Below are 22,281 nucleotides of genomic sequence, written 5' to 3' on the forward strand. Positions count from 1 at the left end.
TGGCGGGCCAGGTATCCGGCGGAGAAGGCTCCGGCGTATCCGGCCCCGAGAACGACGATGCGGTGCTTCATGGTTCGCTCCTGTCTGGTTCGCGTGCTCCTTGAACGAGACAGCCCCCGAATTCCTGACAGCACCAACCAGTGATGTGGATCACCCCCTGGGCCCGCTCGGCGGGCCAGCGATCTCGTCGTAAACCAGTGGCGAGCAACTCTGCGCACAGCCGCGACCGCAGGGGATCGGCTGGCTTCCCGTGTCGCGGAACTGCATCCGTGGGATAGTCCGGAGGTGTCCGCGTCACCGCTCGAATGGTGTCTCGACAGCTATGCCGAGTGGTTAGAGCGCACGACAGCCGAGCAGGGATGGGCGCGCATTCGGCTACGGTATGTGCCAGTTCCGAGACCGGTTGCGGCACATCGTCGCAACCTTCGGTAGACGCACGAGAGGCGGCGATGTCGGCCGTGCGCGGGGCGTCACCCGTGCCGCCCGGCATCCACTACCGCAATGGCGCCTGGTCGGCGTGGTCGATGGTGACCTGACCGGTGCGCAGATACGTCATCACGGCGTCGTCGACGGCGGCATTGCCGCGACCGAATGCGCCGTGGTCGCCGCCCTCGACCGTGATCAGTGACCCACCGATGGCCTGGGCCATGGCCGGGCCGCCCGCGTACGTCGTCAGCGCATCCCGGCGGCTCTGTAGTAGCAGTGGGCGGGTGCGCAGATCCTTTCCGGTGATCGGTACCGGCTTGGTCACCGGTTTCCAACTGCCGCAGGCAGTTCCGGAGCGGACCAGGTCGGCGCGGGCGTCCATGGCGTTGCCGCCGGAGGCGATGGTGGCGAAGGCCGAGCCGATCAGCTCGTAGCGGCCGCGCACATTGTTCTCATTGCAGGTGATGGCCGAGAAAACGAAGCGGCCGGTGGGATCGGTGCTGGTCGCACCCTCGATGGCGAGTAGCTGGCGGACATTCTTCGGATCGATATTCGCCGCCGCCATCGCCTTGGCGAAGGTCGGCCAGAAGGTGCGGGTGTAGGTGGCGACCGCGGTCGCACCGACCAGCGGCACCTGCGCGGACGCACCGCCGGTGACCAGCAGGCGCACCAGATTCTGCACCTTGCCGGCCTGTTCCATACTGTCGTTGAAGCCGTCGCGGGCGATTTCGGCGAGCGGTTCGGGTAGCGCGCCGGGCAGGTCGGCGATGCTCGCGGGTGGCGGAGTCAGGTTGGCGTACCAGCCGCCGCCCTGGTCGGCGACCAGGCGCGCCCAGTTCTGGTAGACCTGCAGCGCGGTATCACCGAGCCCGTATTCGCCGCTGTGTTCGGCGATCCAGGCGAACAGATCGTCGAGCCGCTGCTTGCCCGCTAGCTGCTGCTGAGCGAACTCCTCGGTCCACACCCAATCGGGATTGACGTTGGAGTCCAACACCATTCGATCCACCCGGCTCGGGAACAACGACGCGTACACCGCGCCGAGATAGGTGCCGTATGACGTGCCGAGGTAACTGATCCGATCCATGCCGAGCGCGGCACGCACCTCGTCCAGATCGCGGGCGGTGCTTTCGGTGGTGATGGTGTCGAGGTAGCCGGGCAGCGCAGCGTCACAGGCCTTCTTGATATCGTCGCGGTTCCCACCGCCGAGCGAAACTTGGTCGCCCTCAGCCGATTTCGAGGCCGCGCTGGCGGTTTGGGAATCGCAGCGCAGCGGCGTGGCCCAGCGCAGTCCGCGCGGCTGCACCGCGACTCGGTCGTAATGCGCATCGAGCTCGGCGGGCATCGAGTCGATCCGACGGGCCCAGTAGTCGAGGGCATCCGCACCGGGCCCGCCCGGATTCGCGACGATGACGCCCCGACGCACACCGGTCGCGGCGATGCGGCTGACGGTGAGTTCGATGCGCGCGCCGCCGGGGTCGGCGTAATTCATCGGGACGGAGACTACCGCGCACTGCACCCCGCGGCCCTCGGTCACCGACGAGTCCGGGCAGGCGCCGAAGGATGCGGCGGGTGCGGCCGTGGCCCAACCCGTCACGATCGATCCGCTGATCAGGCTCGCGGCGGCGACCGTGACCAGCGCTCGCGGAAAACCTGGCGTCCTCATCATGTTTCGTACCTCCGCCGGGCTCTGCTGTATTCGGTTGGCGGCGTTCGCGGATCCGTCCGTGGGTCGAAAGCGTTCGGCACGACCATCAGCATTCTGGTCAGCCGGGCGCCGGTAGACAAGTCGAGCGGCCGATCGACCGCGATTGGCATTGCGGTGCAAACCCCTTCGCACCCACCGGAGTAACGTCGAGCCATGTCGACTGAGGTCCGTAACAACTTCGCGCTGGAACGCTTCGAGATCTACGTCGACGGTGCCATCGCCGGCTACGCCGAATATCAGGACACCGGCGCCGAGCGAGCCTTCATACACAGCGAGCTCGATTCCGGGTACGAAGGCCACGGATACGGACGGGTGCTGGTACAGGCGGCATTGAACGCCTCACGTCAGGAGGGTTTCGGCATTCTGCCGATGTGCCCCCTGGTGCGGCACTTCGTCCAGTCGCAACCGGAGTACATCGCGACGGTTCCGCAGTGGGCGCGCCAAAAGCTCGGCCTGCCGCTGTAGGTCAGTACGCGGCGACGGCTCCGTCGAGTGCCTGCTGCAGATCCGTGCGCACCAGCCGGGCGATCTCCGCGGGCTTGCTCGGCAGCTCGATGATCGGCACCCCGAAATGGAAGCTGGCCGCCTTGGCGTCCGCCTTGGTGACCGGCAGGCTGGGATCGGGTCGCGGCCCATAGCTCAACCCCAGGCTGACCAGGACTGGCTGCGCACCCAGCTTCATGGCGCGGAACGCGATATGCCCGATCCCGCTGCCCACCGTCTGCACCTCGGTGTGGTCGACCTCGTTGCAGGTGCCCTCCGGGAAGACCGCGATGCCGTCGCCGTCGGCCATCCGCTCCGCGCAGATGTCCATCATCCGCTGCCCGGCTGCATTCACCGCCCGCAGGCCGTGGTCCTTACCGCGGAATACCGGGATGCCGCCCATCATGTCGATCTTGCGGCGCTGGCCGGGGTCGACGAACAGTTCGTCCTTGGCCAGCACGCGGACCCGCCCGATCACCGGCCGCAATTCGCTGCGCCAGGCCGTGGCGGCGACGGTGTACGGGTCGGATTCGGAGAGGTGGTTGAGCGCGACGAGCAACGGCCTGCGCTGGCGAATCACCTGGTGCAGTAGCTTTTGAGCACCCTCGGCATAGGTGACGCGCGGATGGTATCGACGCCCGAGAAAGGCGTATGCGCTCCACGCCTGGAGCCGGTTCTGCCGGTGGTCGCGATAGAAGTCGTACACAGTGTCAGCGTTGTCGAGCAGAACCTCGGGCCGTTCCATGGCCACACCCTAACCGGTCCGTTTCGGGGTGTTTGCGCTCCCGGGCGCCCTATGTCCGGGAATACGCCACGCCGCTTGACCGACGAACCGCCCGTGCCAGTGCGATGATGTCGGGGTGGCACGCGCAGATGACCCGGACGATCGGAAAACTCGCGGCGGACACGGTGACCGCAGGCGACGCGATTTCCGGCAGGGCGAGCAGGTGGTGCGCGCAGGCACCCTGCTCGTGTCGGCGACCGAACTGGTCGAGCCGACCTTCCGGCGCACCGTCGTGTACATCATCGAGCACAACGAGGCGGGCAGCCTCGGTGTGGTGCTCAACCGCCCGAGCGATACCGCGGTGCACGACGTGCTTCCGCGCTGGACCGAGGCGGCCGCCGCACCGCGCACGCTGTTCATCGGCGGCCCGGTCAAGCGGGACGCGGCGCTATGCCTCGGCACCGTGCGCGTCGGCGCGTCGATCGCGGGCGTGCGCGGACTGCGCCGCATCGATGGTCGCGTCGTGCTCGTCGACCTCGACGCGGACCCGGACCAGATCGGTCCGCTGATCGAGGGTCTGCGGATCTTCGCCGGCTATGCGGGCTGGACCTTCGGCCAACTCGAGGGCGAGCTGCAGAACAACGACTGGATCGTCCTGTCGGCGCTGCCGTCGGATCCGATCAGCACCGGCCGCCGGGACCTGTGGGCCCACGTGCTCCGCCGCCAGCCACTACCCCTGTCCCTACTCGCCTCACATCCGATTGAACTGGAACGCAACTAGAGACGTGGTCTGCATGAAGGAGGAAATTCCGACATGCGACGAGACAACTGATCTGGCGAGAACATGGGTAACTCGCCGCGTAGGTCCAGAAGTCGACCACCCCCGCAGCCGCCGGCCCGCGACGATGCCCACGAACCATCCAACGACCGGCAAAAAGCGCGGAGAGGCGGGGGAGCAGGTGACGGATGCCCGAAGAACAGGCCGAGCTCATGCGGGTTCTGTATCAGGAACATGCTTCGGCGCTATGGCGATACACCCTCGGTTTGGTTCGCGATCCAGGTCGAGCCGAGGACATCGTGCAAGAGACGTTGTTGCGGGCGTGGCAGCGCCCGCACGTGCTCGATCAATCGACGACATCGGCACGCGCGTGGTTGTTCACGGTCGCCCGCAATCTCGCCGTGGATGAGCATCGCAGCGCCCGCAGTCGGCGCGAATTCCGTACCGACAACCCGCCGGAGCAGGCCGCACCGGATCAGGCCGACCGGGCCCTCGACGGCTGGCTGGTCGCGGACGCATTGAGCAGGCTCAGCGCTGATCATCGCGAGGTGATCGTGCGGGCCTACTACCGAGGCCTTTCCACCGACCAGATCGCCGAGGAACTGGATATCCCGGCGGGCACGGTGAAATCCCGCATGCACTACGGCATGCGGGCGCTACGGCTGGCACTGCAGGAGATGGGGGTGACGAATCAATGACGGATATCGCCGACGACTACTCGACCTGGGATGCACCGTACGTTCTCGGCTCCCTGACCCGCGCCGAACGACGGGAGTACGAAGAGCATCTGGCGGGCTGCCCGGTCTGCCGGGCCTCGGTAGCCGATCTCGCCGTATTCCCGGGTCTGCTCGCCATGGTCGAGCCCGACACCGCGCTGGCCATGATCGAGCCGCCGGAAACGACTGCGGCCGAGGTATATCCCCCCACACAGCTGCTGCCCCGGCTCGCCGATGCGGCCGCGAAGCGCAGGCGGCGCGGCCGGTGGGCGGCCGTCGGCGCTGCGGCCGCGGCGGCCGCGGCCGCGGTGGCCATCGCGGTTCCGGTGGTCGCCACGGTCACCGTGCACGACCGGCCCGCCGCGGAACACGTAGTCGCCGAACGAGTTATGGATCCGCTGGAGCCGACGCCCGTTTCGGCGAGCTTCAAGCTCATCGACCTCGGCGGCGGACAGACCAAGGTGGAGATGACTTGCAGCTACGGGCCGAGCAATCAGAACAACCCGTGGAGGTTCACCGCGAAGGTAAGACGCACTGACGGCACCGAGTCCGAACTCGCCGGGTGGACGGCCGGACCGGGCGACGCGCTGACGATCTCTCGAGTGGCGGACGTACCCCCGGACAAGATCCACAGCGTCGAGATCAAATCCGAAAAGACTGGCGACATCATCCTCCGCGGAACGGTCTGACGCGCCGGAGCGACAGTCGATCCCCCCGCCGAATTCGGTGGGGGGATCGACGCTTTCGGTGATTCAGCGCTTGGCCTGCTTGCGGAAGACCGACATCGACCAGAAGTATCCGACCAGCGCGAGGCCGACGCACCAGGCGATGGAGATGATGCCGTTGTTGCCGATCTCCGTACCCATGAGCAGGCCGCGGATGGTTTCGGTGAGCGGGGTGAACGGCTGGTACTCGGCGAACTGCCGCATCACCACCGGCATGGTGTCGGTGCTGACCAGGCCGCTGCCGAGGAATGGCAGCATGATCAGCGGGAAGGGCATATTGCTTGCGCTCTCCGGACTCGACGCGACCAGTCCCATGCCGACCGCGAGCCAGGTGAGCCCGAAGACGAGCATGGCGAGCAGTCCGAATGCGGCGATCCACTCGACGACATTCGCCGACGGCCGGAAACCGACGAGCAGCGCGACACCGACCATAGCCGCGATACCGAGCAGGGCCTGGATCAATGCCCCGATCACATGTCCGACAAGTACCGAGGACTGCGAAATCGCCATCGTGCGAAAACGATTCACAATGCCCTTGGTGGTGTCGGTGCAGACCGAAACCGCCACACCCGCGGTCAGATACGCTGGGATCATCAACAGCATGCCCGGGGTCAAGTAGTCGATGTAGTGACCGCCGGACGACTTCTCCAGTGCGCCGCCGAAAACGTAGTTGAAGACGAGCAGCAGGATGATCGGCATGAGGATGATGCTGAAAGTCATGCTCGGGTACCGCTTCGCATGAAGCAGGTTGCGCCGCAACATCGTTTTCGAGTCGGCGAACGCATAAGCCATAGTGCTCATGAGTGCGCCTCGCTATCGCTCGGCTCCGTCATGACCACAAACGTGGCTGTGTTCATTGTTCGCTCGCTCATCGCGCAAACTCCTTTTCGGCGGTGGGATGTCCGGTGAGGGTGAGGAATACGTCGTCGAGGGTGGGGGTGTGCACGGAAAGTCCAGCGACCTCGATCTGTTCGTAGTCGAGCCGGTCGAGCACCGCGCGCAGCGATTTGACACCGCCATCGCTCGGGACGGCGAGGGTGAACTCCTCCTCGGCCGCGCCATCGACGACGCGCGCGTCCGGTCCCAATGCCGTTGCCGCGGCGGCGAGTCCGAGCTGATCGGCGAATTCCAGTCGAATATGTCCGCCGGGTATCCGCCGCTTCAATTCGGCGGCCGTGCCCTCGGCGACGATCCGGCCGTGGTCGAGCACCGCGATCCGGTCGGCCAGTTGATCGGCCTCCTCGAGATACTGGGTGGTGAGGAAGACCGTCACGCTGTATTCGTCGACCAGCGTGCGGATCATGTCCCAAATCGCCCGCCTGCTGCGCGGATCCAGGCCAGTCGTCGGCTCGTCCAGGAAGATGATGCGCGGATCGCCGACCAGCGTCATGGCCAGATCCAGCCGCCGCACCATACCGCCGGAATAGGTAGCCGCGGTCTTGTCACCGGCCTCGACCAGATCGAAGCGCTCCAGCAGCTCCGCGGCCAGCCGCTTACTGTCGCGCCGCGGCAGATGATGCAGATCGCCCATCAGGACCAGGTTTTCCCGTCCGGTCAGCAATTCGTCTACCGCGGAGAACTGGCCGGTGACACCGATCGCGGTGCGCACGGCATCGGGTTCGGTGACCAGATCATGGCCGTCGACGCGGATATCGCCTGCGTCGGGCCGCAGCAGCGTGGTGAGGATCTGCACGGTGGTGGTCTTGCCCGCGCCGTTCGGGCCGAGCAGGGAGTAGATCGTGCCCTCCGGGACCGTGATGTCGATGCCGTCGAGCACCATGTGCTCACCGAACGATTTACACACGCCCTGCGCCGCGATGGCGGGGGCGCGATGACCGTTGGTCATGGTCTTCCTTCCCGAAAGTTTCATAAATTAATGCGAATGACAGCATGAGTTACCTGCACCGCGACCGGAGTCCGGTGCGGCGTCGAGTGTGTTGTATTCGGTTGATTCGACGGGCTGTCGAGTTCGGCTAGATATCGAGTTCCTCGACCGGCGGGCGGTCGGCGATCTCGGCTATCCGCTCATAGAGCTTGTCCGGAATTTTCCCCTTCAATTCGCCCAGCGAATCGACGACCTCGAAAATGAAGTCGCCCCAGTCCTGATCGCCGACGCCGAGCAGGCGACGCCAGTTCGTCAGATCCTTCACCCAATTGGCGTTCTGTGGATATTCGTCCCAGTTCGAGTAGTGGGCGTGCATGACGAACTTGCCCTTCCGGCTGCGATACACCCGGACGTGTTCGATGCGCTCGTCGTTTATATCGCGATGCTCGCCGAGCAGGGCCCCGGAGAAGCGGACCTGGCGCACGCCGTTGTGACCGACCCGCAGCACTACCTCGTCGTAGCCCTCCAGCCTGCCCTCTTCCAGTTCGATGAACCGCCGCAGCGCGGTGGTCACCGCCCCCGAAAGGTTGCCGCCGACCAATTCCTGTGCGCGCTGGAATAGTGGCAGATCGTCATCGGCAACATAGATCGTCTTGTTGGGCATGAACTCACTATACGTAGATGTATACGTACACGCAAGATGTGGCGGCACACAAGATTTCCCGGGCGCCATTGGGGATCAAGATCAGGTTGCGCTGGCGGCAGGGGCTTCTCGGGCGATGCCGCCGTAGGTTCCACCTGATCTTGATCGCGCGGTGGTTCGATGGGGAGGTGGTGCGGTGGCTGAGGTTTGAGGTGAATGGGGCGCCGGCGCGGGGGACGGCGAGTCGGGTGCTGTTCCGGTTGACGGTGGGGCGGCGCGAGGTCATCGGGCGCCAGACGGTTATCGAACCAGGTGGGACCAGCGGCTGGCACTACCACGACGGCACGCTGCTGGTTCTGGTCGCCCGTGGCATCCTCGACCACCCCGGTGCCGACTGTGTCCCGGTCACCTACCGCCGCGGCCGCATTTTCCGCGAACCCAGCGGCCCGTCCTATCCACATGTGGCACGCAATCTCGGAACAAAACCGGTGACGCTGTTCGTGCTGTACCTGAACCCGGTCGGCAGTCCGCTGTCCCACCACGTCGATCCGCCTGAATGCGCCGACCAATAGCGTTCGAGCCGACTTGTCCGGTGCTCGCCGCCTCCGGAAATGGAGCGAATAGCAGCGCGCTCGATGTCGCGATGGGATCTGGTCTCGACCGCGCGTCAGTTGGTCGGGGCGCAGGTGTCGCGCAACGAGCACGCGCCGCAGGAGGATCCACAGCCGCCGATCTCTTGGGCGGGAACCAGCTCCTCGACCGCGCGGGCTGCGGCATTCGCACCTGCGCCGAGGGTGAACAGCGCTACCGTCGCTGTGACCAACGCCACGATCAGTGCGGGGAAGCCGCCCGCGGCGAGGGCGACGAGGCCGCCCGCGAAGAGCAGTGCGCCCGCGGCCACGGAGGTGGGGGCGGCGACGCGGTTGGCGATGCGGAAGGTTTCGTCATCGTGCAGTGCCGCCTCGGTGTGCACCCCGACGAAGCGGTTGCGTGGCAGCCGACCGGCCAGTCCGAGCACGCCGGTTGCGATGGCGACCAAGGCCAGCACGAACAGGGCGAGAGCGACGACGAACACTCGAGCAGGCTAGCGCATCGCCGCATCACTGCGCCGCCCCGCTCCCCGTCCAGCATCCGAGACGCAGCGGGTCCGGACAGGCATATTCCACACCGATCTGCGGCCAGCGATGCACACGGCAACCAACCGCCCAGCCCGAATCGCGCACGAGGAGCGGAAGTCGCTGCGGCACAGCGAAGGCGAGCATCGAGCGATCTCCCCCAACACCCACCATCGCGACCGGGCATCGACGCCGCGTGGGCCGCGCAGCCACGCACAGGCAGGTCCAGTCCGGCCCTTTTTCGATGCATGAGCCCGGACGTTCTACCCTGATAGACACATTTATGACGGGGATCGGCAAGAACAAGAAGGCAGGACCGTGGCGGACACTCGTGCAACCGAAAGCGATGTACCGGAGCACAGGTACAACGCTGGCCTCGCCGGCCGCATCGAGCGCCGGTGGCAGCGGACCTGGGATGAGCGCGGAACGTTCCACGCGCCTAACCCGGTAGGCCCGCTCGCGGGTGCGACCCCGGCCGACAAGCTGTTCGTCCAGGATATGTTCCCGTACCCGTCCGGCGCGGGTCTGCACGTCGGGCATCCGCTCGGCTATATCGCCACCGATGTGTTCGCGCGCTATCACCGGATGCATGGCCGCAATGTGCTGCACGCGCTCGGCTATGACGCCTTCGGTCTGCCCGCCGAACAGTACGCGGTGCAGACCGGTGCGCATCCGCGCCAGACCACCAACTCGAATATCGCCACCATGCAGCGTCAGCTGGACCGGCTGGGCCTCGGCCACGACCGGCGGCGCACGTTCGCGACCACCGATCCGGAGTACTACAAGTGGACGCAGTGGATCTTCCTGCGCATTTACAACGCTTGGTACGACCAGGATTTGGACCGCGCCCGCCCGATCGCGGAACTGCAGGCACAGTTCGACTCCGGCTCCCGGCCGACGCCCGACGGCCGCGCCTGGCGCGATCTCACCGCGGCCGAACGCGCCGAGGTGCTGGACTCGTATCGCCTGGTGTACCAAACGGATTCGGTGGTCAACTGGTGTCCCGGTCTGGGCACGGTGCTGTCCAACGAGGAGGTCACCGCCGACGGCCGCAGTGAGCGCGGCAACTTCCCGGTCTTCCGGAAGCGACTGTGGCAGTGGATGATGCGCATCACCGCCTACTCCGACCGGCTGGTCGACGATCTGGATCACCTGGACTGGCCGGAGAACGTCAAAGCCATGCAGCGCAACTGGATCGGGCGATCCCGTGGCGCGCAAGTCGAATTCGATGCCGATGGTCAGCGGATCGAGGTCTTCACCACCCGGCCGGACACCCTGTTCGGTTCCACGTATGTGGTGCTGGCGCCCGAGCACGAGCTGGTCGACCGGCTGATCGCGCAGGACTGGCCTGCGGGTGTCGATCCGCGCTGGACCTTCGAGGACGCCGGTGACCCTCGGGAAGCCGTTGCGTCATATCGCAAGGCGATCGCGGCCAAATCTGATCTGGAGCGGCAGGAGAACAAGGAGAAGTCCGGCGTCTTCCTGGGTTCCTACGCGACCAACCCGGTGAACGGCGCGCAGGTGCCGATCTTCATCGCCGACTACGTGCTGTCCGGTTACGGCACCGGCGCGATCATGGCGGTGCCCGGACACGATCAGCGCGACTGGGAATTCGCTTCGGTATTCGGCCTGCCGATCGTGGAAGTCATTTCCGGCGGGGATATTTCGGCCGCGGCCTACTCCGGTGACGGCGCGCTGGTGAACTCCGATTACCTGAACGGCCTGTCCGTCGAGGAGGCCAAGGCAACCGTGATCGCCCGGCTGGAGGCCGACGGCCACGGCAAGGGCACCGTCCACTACAAGCTGCGCGACTGGCTGTTCGCCCGCCAGCGCTACTGGGGTGAGCCGTTCCCGATCGTCTACGACGAGGACGGCGCACCGCACGCACTGCCGGAATCCATGTTGCCGGTCGAACTTCCGGAGCTCGACGATTTCGCGCCGGTCACCTTCGATCCGAACGACGCCGACTCCGAACCGTCGCCGCCGCTGGCCAAGGCCACCGATTGGGTGAATGTCGAACTGGATCTGGGCGATGGCCCCAAGCAATACCGGCGCGATACCAATGTCATGCCGAACTGGGCGGGCAGCTCCTGGTACCAGCTGCGCTACGCGGACCCGACGAACGCGGATGCATTCTGCGCCAAGGAGAACGAGCAGTACTGGCTGGGCCCACGCACCGCGGAACACGGCCCGAACGATCCGGGCGGCGTCGATCTGTACGTCGGCGGTGTCGAACACGCGGTGCTGCACCTGCTGTACGCGCGGTTCTGGCAGAAGGTGCTGTTCGATCTGGGTGAGGTGAGCGGTTACGAGCCGTACCGCCGCCTGTTCAACCAGGGCTACATCCAGGCGCACGCCTACACCGACGCGCGCGGCACGTATCTGCCCGCCGCCGAGATCATCGAGCGCGACGGCAAGCACTACTTCCCCGATCCCACGACCGGCATCGAGATCGAGGCGTTCCAGGAATACGGCAAGGTGGGGAAGTCGCTGAAGAACGCCATCTCGCCGGACGAGATGTGCGATACATACGGCGCCGACACCTTCCGCCTCTACGAGATGTCGATGGGGCCGCTGGATACCTCCCGGCCATGGGCGACCAAGGATGTCGTCGGTGCGCACCGGTTCCTGCAGCGGGTCTGGCGACTGGTCGTCGACGAGGAGTCCGGCGCGATCCGGGTCACCGACGCGGCACCGTCGGAGGAAACGCTGCGCCTATTGCACAAGACGATCGCCGGCGTGGACGACGACTACGCCGCACTGCGCGACAACACTGCGGGCGCCAAACTGATCGAGCTGACCAACCATCTGACCAAGAGCTACCCCGCGGGCGCACCGCGCGAAGTGGTGGAGCCCGTGGTGCTGATGCTGGCCCCGATGGCACCCCATATCGCCGAGGAACTGTGGGAACGGTTGGGACACAAGCAGTCCCTGGCCCACGGCCCGTTCCCGATCGCGGATCCAGCCCTGTTGGTCGAGGCGTCGGTGGAGTACCCGATCCAGGTAAACGGCAAGGTACGCAGCCGAATCCAGGTACCCGCCGATGCCGACAACGCGACCATCGAGGCGGCCGCACTGGCCGATGAGAAGATCGCGGCACTGCTCGGCGGGAGTGCGCCGCGCAAGCTGATCGTGGTGCCGGGACGGCTCATCAATATCGTCGCGTAGCCGCGATCCGCTCCGCGCACGGATTTTCCGGGTCATTCGCACGCTGCGGGCAAAGAAGTGCGCAGCGACCCCGCGCAACCGCGGTCAGCGCGGCGGCAGCAGGACGTCGTTGAGGGTCACCATCGAGAGATTGCGCTCTTTGATGATGTCCACGAGCTGCCCATAGACATGCGTTACCGCGGGCGCATTGGCATGCCCGATAACGATCGTCTGCGGGTTGAAATACTTACGCGCGCACTCCAACAGGTAGTCCTCGGTGATTACGCCGGAGTCCGACAGCGAGCCGTACCACATGGTCGGGACGGTGTAACCGAGATCTGCGGCGACCCGATCGACCGTGCCGTTGTGGCGACCGAACGGTGGACGGTAGTACGGCGTGCCATCCACACCGAAGTTGTTCCACAGGTAGGTCTTGGCTCGCTCCAGTTGCGCGGAGATGCCCGAGGCGGACAGTTTGGTCAGGTCCGCATGGTCCCAGGTGTGATTGCCGAGCTGGATCTGCCCGGAATCGACCAAGGGGCGCAACGCATCTCGGTGGATCGTCCACGAGTCGTAGTAGGCGGTCACAAAGAAGGTGAACCGCGCGCCGGTATCCCTGGCGAATTTGATGTAGGCGCCGACGACTTCCGAACTCGCACCGTCGTCGATCGTGAGCGCCATAGTGCTGCCCCCGCCCGGTAGTGCGGTGATCGTCCGCGCCGGAATCGGGGTCTTCGGTCCGATCGGCGGGGGCGGCAGCAGCGGCGGCGCGGGCAGTATCGGCCCGCCGCCCGCCGAACCACTGGGGAACGGCTCCCCCTGCGCCCGCACACAGCCGGTCAATGCCACCGCGGTGCCCGTGGCAAGCAATGTCAGCAGCCGACGTCTATCCACGATTCGCACCCTCTAGCTTCGCTCTATCCGCGCCCCGCCGCCTCGTCGTCCCGTCGACGCAAACGTGCAGGTAACACCCCCGAGGGTACCGAGCGAAACTGTCCTCGAGCTGAACCTCGGAGAAACATGTCGAGAAGACGACATCATCGCGCGGACGAAAGCCGAATCAGTAGGGTCGCAGCACGATCTCGGTGGGATGGCCGTCGCGCGGTGTGTCGATGGCGGCGCGCACGGTCCCCGCGACGGTCTGCGGCCGCAGAAATTCCGCCGCGCGATATTCCCGCCCCTCACCCGCGATGATCTCCCGCTGCATATCGGTATCGATGCGGCCGGGGTGGATCGAGGTCACCCGCAGCGTCGGCTCCTCCAATCGCAGCGCGTCACCGAACGCCCGCAAACCGAACTTGCTCGCCGCATAGGACGCCCAACCCGCTTTGGCCCGCAATCCGGCGCCCGAATTGATCAACACGACGTGACCATTGGCCGCACGCAGCGCGGGCAGCAGCAGTCTGGTCAATTCCGCGACGGCAATTACGTTGGCTTCCAAGGTATCTCGCCACTGCTGCACCGAGGATTCGGCGATCGAACCCAGGTCGGCAGTACCGGCGTTGTGTACCAATACATCCAGGTGTCGAATCGGTGAAACCGCTTCCGCCACTGCGGAATAGTCGGTCAAGTCGACCGGCCATCCAATGGCGCCGGGCAGTTCGCCTAATATCGCGCGCAGCGCCTCGGCCGAGCGGGCGCCGAGCAACAGATCGTGGGTCGGTGCGAGTTCGCGAGCGATCGCGGCGCCGAGCCCGCGGCTGGCGCCGGTGATCAGCGCGGTCGGCTTCGATGTGCTGGTCGCGGCGGAGGTCATGGGGCCACCGTATCGACCACCGATGCGGGTCGTAGCACTACCCGCGCGCGGCGATGAATGCATAAATCGAATACATGGAATTCACGGACGGGGCATGCAGAGTGAGATCCGGCGCACAACAGCTGGTCACCGGGGCGTACCAGGACCGGACGCGAGTCACTGAGCGGGCGTACTTGCGGGTGCCATCGCAGAATAGGGAGATGGCACACCCGGGTTTCACCCCAACACAGCTCGCGGCCCGAGCCGCCTACCTGCTACGGGGCAATGATCTGGGCACTATGACCAGCGCCGCGCCCCGGCTGTATCCGCACATGTGGAGCTGGGACGCCGCCTTCGTCGCGGTCGGTCTGGCTCCGCTCAGCGTCGAGCGCGCGGTGGTCGAACTGGACACCCTGCTTTCGGCGCAGTGGAAGAACGGGATGATCCCGCACATCGTCTTCGCCAATGGTGTGGACGGTTATTTCCCCGGCCCGGCCCGCTGGGAGTGCAAGAAGCTGGCCGCGAATGCCCCCGACGGTCCGGACACCTCAGGCATCACCCAGCCACCGGTGCACGCCATCGCGGTGCAGCGCATCCTGGACCATTCGCGTCGACACGGCCGCAGTACCCGGGCGGTGGCCGAGGAATTCCTGAATCGGCGCTGGCCGGATCTGGTGCGCTGGCATCGCTGGCTCGCCCATGCCCGCGACCCCAAGGAGAGCGGCCGGATCACGCTGTATCACGGCTGGGAATCCGGGATGGACAATTCGCCGCGCTGGGATCGGGCCTATGCGAATGTGACACCCGGCGATCTGCCGCCCTATCAGCGCGAGGATCTGCTGGTGGTCGCGGACCCATCGCAGCGGCCGAGCGATCGCGAATACGACCGCTACCTGTGGCTGGTCGAGCAGATGCGCCGCGCCGGATACGACGACTACCAGCTCGCCTCGACGATGAGCTTCGCGGTGGAGGACGTCTTCGTCACCGCGATCTTCGCGCTGGCGTGTGAGGTGCTCGCCAATATCGGCGAAGAGTACAAGCAGCCCCATGCCGATGTCCGTGAACTGTATTCGTGGGCGGAGCGTTTCCGCGGCGGCGTGGTCGCGACCACCGATGCCCGCACGGGCGCGGCCAGGGATTTCGACGTGCGCCTAGAGCGCTGGATCAATACCGAAACCCTCTCGATGTTCGCCCCATTGCTGTGCGGCGGCCTGCCCCGCGACACCGAACGCAGCCTGCTGCGGCTGTTCGAGGGCCCACGCTTCTGCGGGCATCCGGACCTGTGCTACGCCCTGCCGCCGTCTACCTCACCGGTCTCCAAGGACTTCCGCTCCCGCGAGTATTGGCGCGGTCCGGTCTGGCCGGTCATGAGTTGGCTGTTCTCTTGGGTCTTCGCCCGCCGCGGCTGGGCCGAACGCTCCTTCATGCTCCGCGCCGAAGGTCTGCGCCAAGCCAGCGACGGCAGCTTCGCCGAATATTACGAACCCTTCACCGGCGAACCGCTCGGCAGCATGCAGCAGTCCTGGACCGCGGCCTCCGTACTGGACTGGCTCGGCTGACGCATCCGGCCGCTCGTGACGGGGAAATCGGCTGCGGGCCGCTGTTGATATGCGCGATCCCAGCGAGCGGCGGGTGAATACTTCGCTAATGCCTCAGGAGTAACACTAGTCACACGAGGCAGTTGTCGCTATCGTCGAACAGCATGGATAGCACTCGTTGGAGAGCGACTCGCGCTGTGACGTTGTCCGCGATCACCGTGGGCAGCATCCTGATGGCTACCCCAACCGGGACGGCGGTGGCCGAACCGAGTGGGCCCGATGTGTCGTCGTGGCAGCATGTCGACGGCCGGTTCATCGACTGGTTCGCGGTACGGCGGGCTGGGCACGATTTCGCCATGGTGAAGGCCACGGAGGGGTTGAGTTACGTCAATCCCTATTTCGTGCCGGACAGCCTGCTGATGCGGGCGGCGGGGGTCGCGCGCGGGACGTATCACTACGCGCGACCGAATCTGCCGCCCGAGCCGCAGGCGGCGCTGTACGCGACGGTCGTGCTCGGCCAGAACGGGCCGCTGGATCTGCCGCCGGTGCTCGATCTGGAGAATGCGGGCGGACTCGATCCGGGCGGACTGATCGCATGGACGCACCGGTATCTGAATACCGTGCAGGCCCTGACCGGACGGGTGCCGATCATCTACACCTATCCGAATTTCTGGAAGACGGCCATGGCGAATACGAATGAATTCACCAAGTATCCGCTCTGGATCGCCGACTACCGCGGCAACGAACATCCCGAGGTACCCGGCGGCTGGCGGAGCTGGACGTTCTGGCAGACCACCGACAGCGGCCGCATTCCCGGTATCGCGGGCGGCACCGATGTCAACGTATACAGCGGCGCCCAAGGCGATTTCGCGCGCTACGCCAATAACGGCTGAAAACAGCACGAAACCGCTACTCCCTGCAGGTTGTCGAGTAGCGGTTTCGTGTGTGTGCGGGATGGAATCGATCAGGTACCGATTCGCCCGCCGCCCTTCTTCCACACCGAGACTACGGCGGGTCGGGGCAGACTATCGCCACCATCGGGCCAATGCGAGGCCGGCTTTTCCGCGGTCGCGTCATCGCGCTCGCCCGGATGCTGGACGCACACGGTGACCCGCTGCTCCGACACCGTCGGACCGCAGGTCTCCGCACCGAACGGGACGGTCAGGAATTGTTTGGTCTCACCGCGATTCGGCCCGTCGAGCACCACCGAGAACAGCCCGTCATTGGCGCCGTTGGCGCGCGAGGCATCGGTGGAGATCCACAGGTTGCCGTAATCGTCGAAGGCGAGATTGTCCGGTGCCGCGATCGGGCTGACCTTGGTCTTGTCGAAGCCGGCGAAGTAGGTGTCGGAGGTCTTCGGGTCACCGCACAGCATGAGGATATTCCAGGTGAATGTGGTGCCCGCGTGATCGTCGTCGAGTTCGAGCACCTGCCCGAATTTGTTGATATTGCGCGGATTCGCCTCGTCGATGGCGGTCTTGCCCTGCGCGCCACGCTGCTCGTTGTAGGTCAGCGCGACGTAGACCTTGCCGGACTTGGGATTCGCCTCGAAATCCTCGGGACGGTCCATCTTGGTCGCGCCGACCTTATCGGCCGCCAACCGGGTGAATACCGAAACCTCTTCGGCGGTAAAGCCGTCCACTTTTGAGGTGGCCTTGCCATCTTCGCCGGTGACCAGCAGCGGAATCCACTGGCCGGTACCGGTGAACCCCTTATCCGATGGCACCGTGCCATTGCCATCGATCTTGTCCGGGTGATCGCCGGTGAATTTGGCGACATACAGTGTGCCCGCGTCCAGGATCGTCAGGTTGTGCCGCATGCTCGCCTGGCCGGTGCCGGACTGCACCTTTCGCGACGAGACGAACTTGTACATGTAATCGAAGCGCTCGTCATCGCCCATATAGGCGACCACGGTGCCGTCCTTGGCGACGTGAATGGTCGCGGCCTCGTGCTTGAACCGGCCGAGCGCGGTGTGCTTGATCGGCGCGGCCGAGGGATCCCACGGATTCACCTCGATGACCCAGCCGAATCGGTTGGCCTCATTGGGTTCCTTCGCCAGATCGAAGCGCGCTTCGTGCCGCTCCCACTTGCGTTCGGAGGCGCCGTTGGGGAAGCCGTAGCGCGCCAGCCTGGCCTTGGCGGCCTCGTCGGTGACCTTGTCGCGGTTGGCGAAGTACTGGTTGATGTTCTCTTCACCGGAAAGCACTGTGCCCCAAGGGGTCAGGCCGCCGGAGCAATTGTTCATGGTGCCGAGCACCTTGGCGCCGGACGGATCGGCGCTGGTCTTCAGGAAGGCGCTGCCCGCAGCGGGGCCGGTGACCGTGAATTCGGTGGTGCCGGTGATGCGGCGGTTGTACTTGCCGAATTCCGTTGTCAGCTTGCCGGTGCCGGATTCGCCCTTGACCTGGACTACCGAAAGGCCGTGCGCGGCAATGGCGGTCTGGTAATGCGCGAGTGCCGGCTCTTCCTTGTTGTAGCCCTTGAACATCTGCGGTTCGGTGGTGTACTCGTGATTCACTACCAGCAGATAGGTATTCGCCTGGCCCTCGATGGGCAGTAGCGCGGCGAAGTCGTTGTTGAAGCCGAACTGTACGGCCTGCGCCGCCGCGGACTGGGCATTCGCATCGAACTTCGGTGCATCGGCGAACAACGGGTCGCCCCAGCGGATTACGACGTTGTGTTCATAGCCTTCCGGAATGACCAGTGCGTCATCGGAATTCGGCGCGACCGGTGTGAAGTTGGTACCTACCGGTACACCGTCGACCAGCGACCCGCCCGTAGCTGATCCGACCTTGTCGCCATCGCCGCAAGCCGCGAGCACACCGGCCGCACCGACCGCGACCACAACGCTCGCGCTGCCCTTCAGCATGCCGCGCCGCGTCAGCGCCGCGCGCACCATATCGCCGAAGTATTCGTTGTCCGAAGCGTTCGGAACCTCGTGGAAGCAGGCGTTACCGCATTTGTACTGACAGGTGATGGCCGAGCGTTTCGGCTGGCCGTCCCGCTGCACGAACAGGGCGAGGGGTTTCGTTGTCACGACGAACTCCTGACTAGTGCTGACCGGCGCACCGTATGCCGCTGAGGCAATCCACAGGAAACGGTCAGATGAACGCCCGACCAATTAGGTAACCCTTAATGCGCAAAGACCCCGCCCGCTATCCTCGCGCTGACCTGGCGATAACGCCTTTACCTGGTCAAATACTCAAGATTTCGATCGAGTCACGTAACGCGCTACCGATGTGCTACTCCTCTTCTCGGAGGAGGATCGATACCGAGGACATGAGTAGCGAGTCAGGAGAAGTGCGATGACTTTGTCCGGAGGACGAGCCCAGCTCACCCCGCAAGCGCTGGACTATCTCGATTCGATTCTCGCGGGCGCGGTGGATGAGGCCCGCGTAGTCGTCGACCACGACAATATGGGCACGGAGGGCGACGGCGGCTGCAACCGGTGCACCCACCCCACCTGTATCGGGTTCATCCCGGGCGATGGTGCGGTCTGCAAGCGTCCCACCTGCCATCACAGTTTCTTCAGCCACCGAGTCTTCTGACGCACGAACAAATGTCGCTCCCGTCCTGGTGCACGAGAGCGACATTCGATGTCGGGGCTAGGCATTGACTTGCAGTGCAATCACGACCTCTTGTTCGTTCTCCGGCAGATAGTGCACCCGGAGGATGCGACCGACCTGCACCTGGGCGACGCTGGCGGGCGGCAGGAATTTGTGCGCACTCGTGCTGAAAGTCGTTCCGTCGGACCGGGTTACGACCAGACCGAGCTCGATCTTGGAGTGCCCATCGCGAATTTCGCCGGGCACCGAAAGCGACTGCACAACAGCCTGGGCGGTAATACCGCGCTCGGCGATATCGAGTTCGGCCTTGGTGGTGAAGCCCTTTCGGATCATGGATTCGTTCATGGCCCGCTGCGCCGCCGACATATCGCCGGAGCGGTCGACCTCGACCTTGTCGGTGCGATCGGGCAGATAACGCACCGGCAGTACGACGCCGGGCTGCAGCAGGGCGAGCTCGGTGAGCGGGACGATCATTGTGGCGTGCGAGTCGAAGATCTTGCCGTCAATGCCTTCGACGCTGAAGTCGATGCGGATCTGCGGCTGATCATTGACGGTCAGACCGGTCTGCCGGAAGGACTTGATGGTGCCGATGCCGATCGGACCATTGCGGAAGGCCGAGCTGTTGTTGCCGGTGTAGGCGGCCATGATGCCCTCGCCGGTGCAGGCGAAGACAATCGGAACGATGGTCAGGGCGATGATCGGCAGCGCCATCTGCGGCCCGACCCAGGCGAGCGTGCCGTCGTCGAAGGGGCCGGAGCTGGTGTAGGTGAGGCCGTGCCAGAGGTAGTAGCCGATGGCGAGCACGAGGAAGGCGGCGGCGAGCGAGCGGGCGATGGTTTTCATTGGTATTCCCTTGTGAATGCGGAGGTTTGGTTCGCTGGCCCCGCTCACGCCCCTGGTATCGAGGGGCGTGAGCGAGCGCCGGCGAGGCGGAGCGTGCGGGGGATGGTCGTCCGGATCAGCCGCCGACCACGGTCGAGCAGGCGAAGGTGATGTCGAATTTCGAGTTCTTCGGGCCCGCGGTCGGATTGGTGAGGTCGGGCGCACCGACGCCCTCACCGGTGACCTTGTAGGTATTGCCGTCCTTGACGACTTCGGCCGAGCCGCCGGGCATGCCGTTACCGAAGCCGAGGGCGTAGGGCATGCCGTTGGCGCCGCCCTTGCTGCCCGCGACCGCGACGGCCTGGACGTGGTCGGTGCCGGTAATGGAGGCGCTGACGCTCAGGGTGCCGTAGGTGGCGTTATCGGTGTCGCTGAGCGCGAGGGCGAGGGTGTCACCCTGCTTGGCGCAGGTGGTCTCGAACTTGCCGTCGAGCGCCTTGCCGTCGACCGCGGCGGTCGACTTGCCCGACGCCGGTGCCGGGGCGGCGGCGGCCGAGGTGCCCGGCTTCGCCGAGGTGGTCGGCGAGCTGCCCGAATCGTCACTGCATCCGGTGACGAAGAGGGCGAGAACGGCGGCCGAGGCGGTGACGGCGGCGGCGGAAATACGGACCGGCTTGGTGTTCATGATCGAGTTCCTTTTGCTTCGTTCGGCTCCGGTGTTGGGCCGATACGAGAAAGGTAGAAATCGAATGCGCCCTACCGATCCCAGGTTTTTCGGCGTCTGAAGCGGGCAAAGTTCCGTTAGCCTGGTCGAATGCGACGGCCGCGCGCGATGGTGCTGGACGAGGTTTGGCGCCGACTCGAGGGCGTCGAACCGCTCAGCGGACCCCACGGCGGGCCGCTACGGCGGACGGTCAAGCTCATCCTGGATCCACTGGTCATCCGGCCGGTGCAGAATCCGCTGTGCGCGGGCCCGATCCTCACCGCCGACGGCGCGGTCCTGCTCGCCACCCGAATCCATGCCGCCGCCGATCTGCTCCGCGCGACGGCGGCGTGGTTTTCGCTGCTCAAACAGGTCCGACGGACGCTGCGTATCACCGAGGGCAATCCGCAGGATCTGTATTTCCAGCGCGCCTTCGAACTCGCCACCACATCCGGTATGCCGGACCAGGACCGGGACCGGGCGACCGCCGAGGCGACATTGCGCGGTGTACACGAATTCGCGGCGGGGCGCACGACACAGGCGCTCAAGGAGTACATCACCGCGGATGCGCGGACTGCCGAACTCGGCTCGTTGATCGATATCGCGTGGCGACGACGCCCGGTGGACGGACCAACCGGAGATCATGCCGAACTGTTCGCGGCGCTGCTCGATGCCGCCGCGGCACGCGACGGTCGGACCGCCGACGGGCAGCCGACCTTGGATCAGCTGGTTGCCACCCATGCCGGAACGCACGGGGGAATCCGACTCTGGGACAACACCTTCGATCCGACGGCACATCAGCTCGGCCTGACCGCGGCGCCGGTACCGCAACCACCGGCGCTCGGTTCGTCGGCCTCGAAGGCCAGTCTCGGATTGCCCTTCGATCGCACCATCTACGAGCGCGTATTCACCGTGCTGCAGGCCTCGAGTGAACGGGCCGAACTGCCGCCCATTCCGGAATTGGTGACCACGGAGATCGCCCGAAGTTGTTCGCCCTGGGCACTTTTGGACGAATCACTGCGGGTCGCGGCAACGGCCGGGGCCGCGCTCGCGCTCGGGCTGCGGCCGATCACGGCCGCTGTGTCCGATACCAATGGCGCAGCCGAAACGGCGGCGCATCGGGTGATCAATGGCCGCTGGCAGCGGGAGGCATACGTGCTGCAGGCGCGGCGGCTCGCGGTGCGCACCGATATCGAAATGCCCGATGGCCCATTGGCGGCCATCGCCACCGAGCTGCGCACGCCGTGGCGACCCTATCTGCGGCGGCTGTGGGTTCGCCTGCACGGCCGTGATGTCCGGGAGTTCGGCGTGTCCGAGCCGGATGAGCTGTGGGATCTGCTCGATGGGGTGGCGCGCTCGGTCATGCTGGACCATCGCATGCGGGTCAAACAGGCGCTGAATGTGCGCTCCCTTGTCACCGAGCCGGATCCGGCGGAATCGAGGGCGAGCTGATGAGCGAGCGAACCATGAACACAGCCGAGCACTCGCTCGTACCGGAACCGAACGTTAGCGAGGTGGAGGCATGAGTGAGCGTAGCGAGCGAACCATGAACACAGCCGAGCACTCGCTCGTACCGGAACCGAACGTTAGCGAGGTGGAGGCATGAGTGAGCGTAGCGAGCGAACCATGA

At 65.5% G+C, this 22,281-nt stretch carries 22 protein-coding genes; 11 read left to right on the forward strand and 11 right to left on the reverse strand.

Going from position 1 to position 22,281, the window contains the following annotated elements; all coding sequences use genetic code 11:
* The first annotated feature begins 210 nt into the window (after positions 1 to 210).
* Complete coding sequence (gene cutA / locus AB0J29_RS32920) at positions 211 to 432, forward strand: divalent cation tolerance protein CutA (protein ID WP_364794548.1); 222 nt, start codon at positions 211 to 213, stop codon at positions 430 to 432.
* Between the two features lie 61 nt (positions 433 to 493).
* On the opposite strand, the gene AB0J29_RS32925 is transcribed toward cutA, so the two are convergent.
* Positions 494 to 2,092 carry an alpha/beta hydrolase gene (locus tag AB0J29_RS32925; RefSeq protein ID WP_364794495.1) on the reverse strand — a complete coding sequence of 533 codons (1,599 nt, stop codon included), beginning with the start codon at positions 2,090 to 2,092 and terminating at the stop codon, positions 494 to 496.
* Positions 2,093 to 2,284: 192 nt separating this feature from the next.
* On the opposite strand from AB0J29_RS32925, the gene AB0J29_RS32930 reads away from it, so the two are divergent.
* Complete coding sequence (locus AB0J29_RS32930; protein ID WP_364794496.1) at positions 2,285 to 2,596, forward strand: GNAT family N-acetyltransferase; 312 nt, start codon at positions 2,285 to 2,287, stop codon at positions 2,594 to 2,596.
* A 1-nt stretch (position 2,597) separates the two neighbouring features.
* Here the strand turns inward: AB0J29_RS32930 and AB0J29_RS32935 are convergent, their stop codons facing one another.
* A complete protein-coding gene (locus tag AB0J29_RS32935; RefSeq protein WP_364794498.1) occupies positions 2,598 to 3,359 on the reverse strand; it encodes a 1-acyl-sn-glycerol-3-phosphate acyltransferase in 762 nt (253 codons plus the stop codon).
* A 115-nt stretch (positions 3,360 to 3,474) separates the two neighbouring features.
* On the opposite strand from AB0J29_RS32935, the gene AB0J29_RS32940 reads away from it, so the two are divergent.
* From AB0J29_RS32940 to AB0J29_RS32950, 3 genes are all read left to right on the forward strand, one after another.
* Entirely contained in the window at positions 3,475 to 4,119 is a 645-nt protein-coding gene (locus tag AB0J29_RS32940; RefSeq protein WP_364794499.1) for a YqgE/AlgH family protein, read from the forward strand.
* 185 nt (positions 4,120 to 4,304) lie between these two features.
* The gene (locus tag AB0J29_RS32945; RefSeq protein WP_364794501.1) at positions 4,305 to 4,814 is read left to right on the forward strand and encodes a sigma-70 family RNA polymerase sigma factor; all 510 of its coding nucleotides are present in this window, start codon (positions 4,305 to 4,307) and stop codon (positions 4,812 to 4,814) included.
* The gene (locus AB0J29_RS32950; protein ID WP_364794502.1) at positions 4,811 to 5,521 is read left to right on the forward strand and encodes a zf-HC2 domain-containing protein; all 711 of its coding nucleotides are present in this window, start codon (positions 4,811 to 4,813) and stop codon (positions 5,519 to 5,521) included. Before AB0J29_RS32945 ends, AB0J29_RS32950 begins: the two co-directional genes overlap by 4 nt.
* Before the next feature lie 63 nt (positions 5,522 to 5,584).
* On the opposite strand, the gene AB0J29_RS32955 is transcribed toward AB0J29_RS32950, so the two are convergent.
* The 3 genes from AB0J29_RS32955 to AB0J29_RS32965 all read right to left on the reverse strand — a co-directional run bounded on the left by AB0J29_RS32955 (position 5,585) and on the right by AB0J29_RS32965 (position 8,046).
* Complete coding sequence (locus tag AB0J29_RS32955; RefSeq protein ID WP_364794503.1) at positions 5,585 to 6,358, reverse strand: ABC transporter permease; 774 nt, start codon at positions 6,356 to 6,358, stop codon at positions 5,585 to 5,587.
* Between the two features lie 67 nt (positions 6,359 to 6,425).
* Positions 6,426 to 7,403, reverse strand: coding sequence for an ATP-binding cassette domain-containing protein (locus AB0J29_RS32960; protein ID WP_364794504.1), 978 nt, complete (start codon positions 7,401 to 7,403; stop codon positions 6,426 to 6,428).
* 127 nt (positions 7,404 to 7,530) lie between these two features.
* Positions 7,531 to 8,046 carry an EXLDI protein gene (locus tag AB0J29_RS32965; RefSeq protein ID WP_364794505.1) on the reverse strand — a complete coding sequence of 172 codons (516 nt, stop codon included), beginning with the start codon at positions 8,044 to 8,046 and terminating at the stop codon, positions 7,531 to 7,533.
* Positions 8,047 to 8,237: 191 nt separating this feature from the next.
* Between AB0J29_RS32965 and AB0J29_RS32970 the strand changes: the two genes are divergently transcribed.
* Positions 8,238 to 8,597 carry a cupin domain-containing protein gene (locus AB0J29_RS32970; RefSeq protein WP_364794507.1) on the forward strand — a complete coding sequence of 120 codons (360 nt, stop codon included), beginning with the start codon at positions 8,238 to 8,240 and terminating at the stop codon, positions 8,595 to 8,597.
* A 95-nt stretch (positions 8,598 to 8,692) separates the two neighbouring features.
* Here AB0J29_RS32970 and AB0J29_RS32975 read toward each other — a convergent pair whose 3' ends face one another.
* Positions 8,693 to 9,100: an SdpI family protein gene (locus AB0J29_RS32975; RefSeq protein WP_364794509.1), complete on the reverse strand. Its 408-nt coding sequence runs from the start codon at positions 9,098 to 9,100 to the stop codon at positions 8,693 to 8,695.
* Positions 9,101 to 9,458: 358 nt separating this feature from the next.
* Between AB0J29_RS32975 and leuS the strand changes: the two genes are divergently transcribed.
* On the forward strand, positions 9,459 to 12,308 hold the full coding sequence (gene leuS / locus AB0J29_RS32980) for a leucine--tRNA ligase (protein WP_364794511.1): 2,850 nt from the start codon (positions 9,459 to 9,461) through the stop codon (positions 12,306 to 12,308).
* Between the two features lie 84 nt (positions 12,309 to 12,392).
* Here the strand turns inward: leuS and AB0J29_RS32985 are convergent, their stop codons facing one another.
* Together AB0J29_RS32985 and AB0J29_RS32990 are read right to left on the reverse strand one after the other, a co-directional pair.
* Positions 12,393 to 13,181, reverse strand: a complete 789-nt coding sequence (locus tag AB0J29_RS32985) for a polysaccharide deacetylase family protein (RefSeq protein WP_364794513.1) — start codon at positions 13,179 to 13,181, stop codon at positions 12,393 to 12,395.
* 166 nt (positions 13,182 to 13,347) lie between these two features.
* Complete coding sequence (locus AB0J29_RS32990; protein WP_364794515.1) at positions 13,348 to 14,043, reverse strand: SDR family oxidoreductase; 696 nt, start codon at positions 14,041 to 14,043, stop codon at positions 13,348 to 13,350.
* 200 nt (positions 14,044 to 14,243) lie between these two features.
* Here AB0J29_RS32990 and AB0J29_RS32995 point away from each other — a divergent pair, with 200 nt between their 5' ends.
* A complete protein-coding gene (locus tag AB0J29_RS32995) occupies positions 14,244 to 15,581 on the forward strand; it encodes a glycogen debranching protein (RefSeq protein WP_364794516.1) in 1,338 nt (445 codons plus the stop codon).
* 212 nt (positions 15,582 to 15,793) lie between these two features.
* Complete coding sequence (locus tag AB0J29_RS33000) at positions 15,794 to 16,453, forward strand: glycoside hydrolase family 25 protein (protein ID WP_364794550.1); 660 nt, start codon at positions 15,794 to 15,796, stop codon at positions 16,451 to 16,453.
* 71 nt (positions 16,454 to 16,524) lie between these two features.
* Here the strand turns inward: AB0J29_RS33000 and AB0J29_RS33005 are convergent, their stop codons facing one another.
* Entirely contained in the window at positions 16,525 to 18,597 is a 2,073-nt protein-coding gene (locus AB0J29_RS33005; protein WP_364794518.1) for a PhoX family phosphatase, read from the reverse strand.
* A 268-nt stretch (positions 18,598 to 18,865) separates the two neighbouring features.
* On the opposite strand from AB0J29_RS33005, the gene AB0J29_RS33010 reads away from it, so the two are divergent.
* The gene (locus tag AB0J29_RS33010; protein WP_364794520.1) at positions 18,866 to 19,108 is read left to right on the forward strand and encodes a hypothetical protein; all 243 of its coding nucleotides are present in this window, start codon (positions 18,866 to 18,868) and stop codon (positions 19,106 to 19,108) included.
* A 57-nt stretch (positions 19,109 to 19,165) separates the two neighbouring features.
* On the opposite strand, the gene AB0J29_RS33015 is transcribed toward AB0J29_RS33010, so the two are convergent.
* Positions 19,166 to 19,969 (reverse strand): hypothetical protein, encoded by an 804-nt coding sequence (locus tag AB0J29_RS33015; protein ID WP_364794522.1) that lies wholly within the window; start codon positions 19,967 to 19,969, stop codon positions 19,166 to 19,168.
* A gap of 115 nt (positions 19,970 to 20,084) precedes the next feature.
* Positions 20,085 to 20,633: a lipoprotein LpqH gene (locus AB0J29_RS33020; RefSeq protein ID WP_364794523.1), complete on the reverse strand. Its 549-nt coding sequence runs from the start codon at positions 20,631 to 20,633 to the stop codon at positions 20,085 to 20,087.
* A 147-nt stretch (positions 20,634 to 20,780) separates the two neighbouring features.
* On the opposite strand from AB0J29_RS33020, the gene AB0J29_RS33025 reads away from it, so the two are divergent.
* Positions 20,781 to 22,103 (forward strand): hypothetical protein, encoded by a 1,323-nt coding sequence (locus AB0J29_RS33025; RefSeq protein ID WP_364794552.1) that lies wholly within the window; start codon positions 20,781 to 20,783, stop codon positions 22,101 to 22,103.
* Positions 22,104 to 22,281: the final 178 nt, after the last annotated feature.

This window comes from Nocardia sp. NPDC049707, from assembly GCF_040674855.1.
In the GTDB taxonomy this organism is placed as follows: domain Bacteria; phylum Actinomycetota; class Actinomycetes; order Mycobacteriales; family Mycobacteriaceae; genus Nocardia.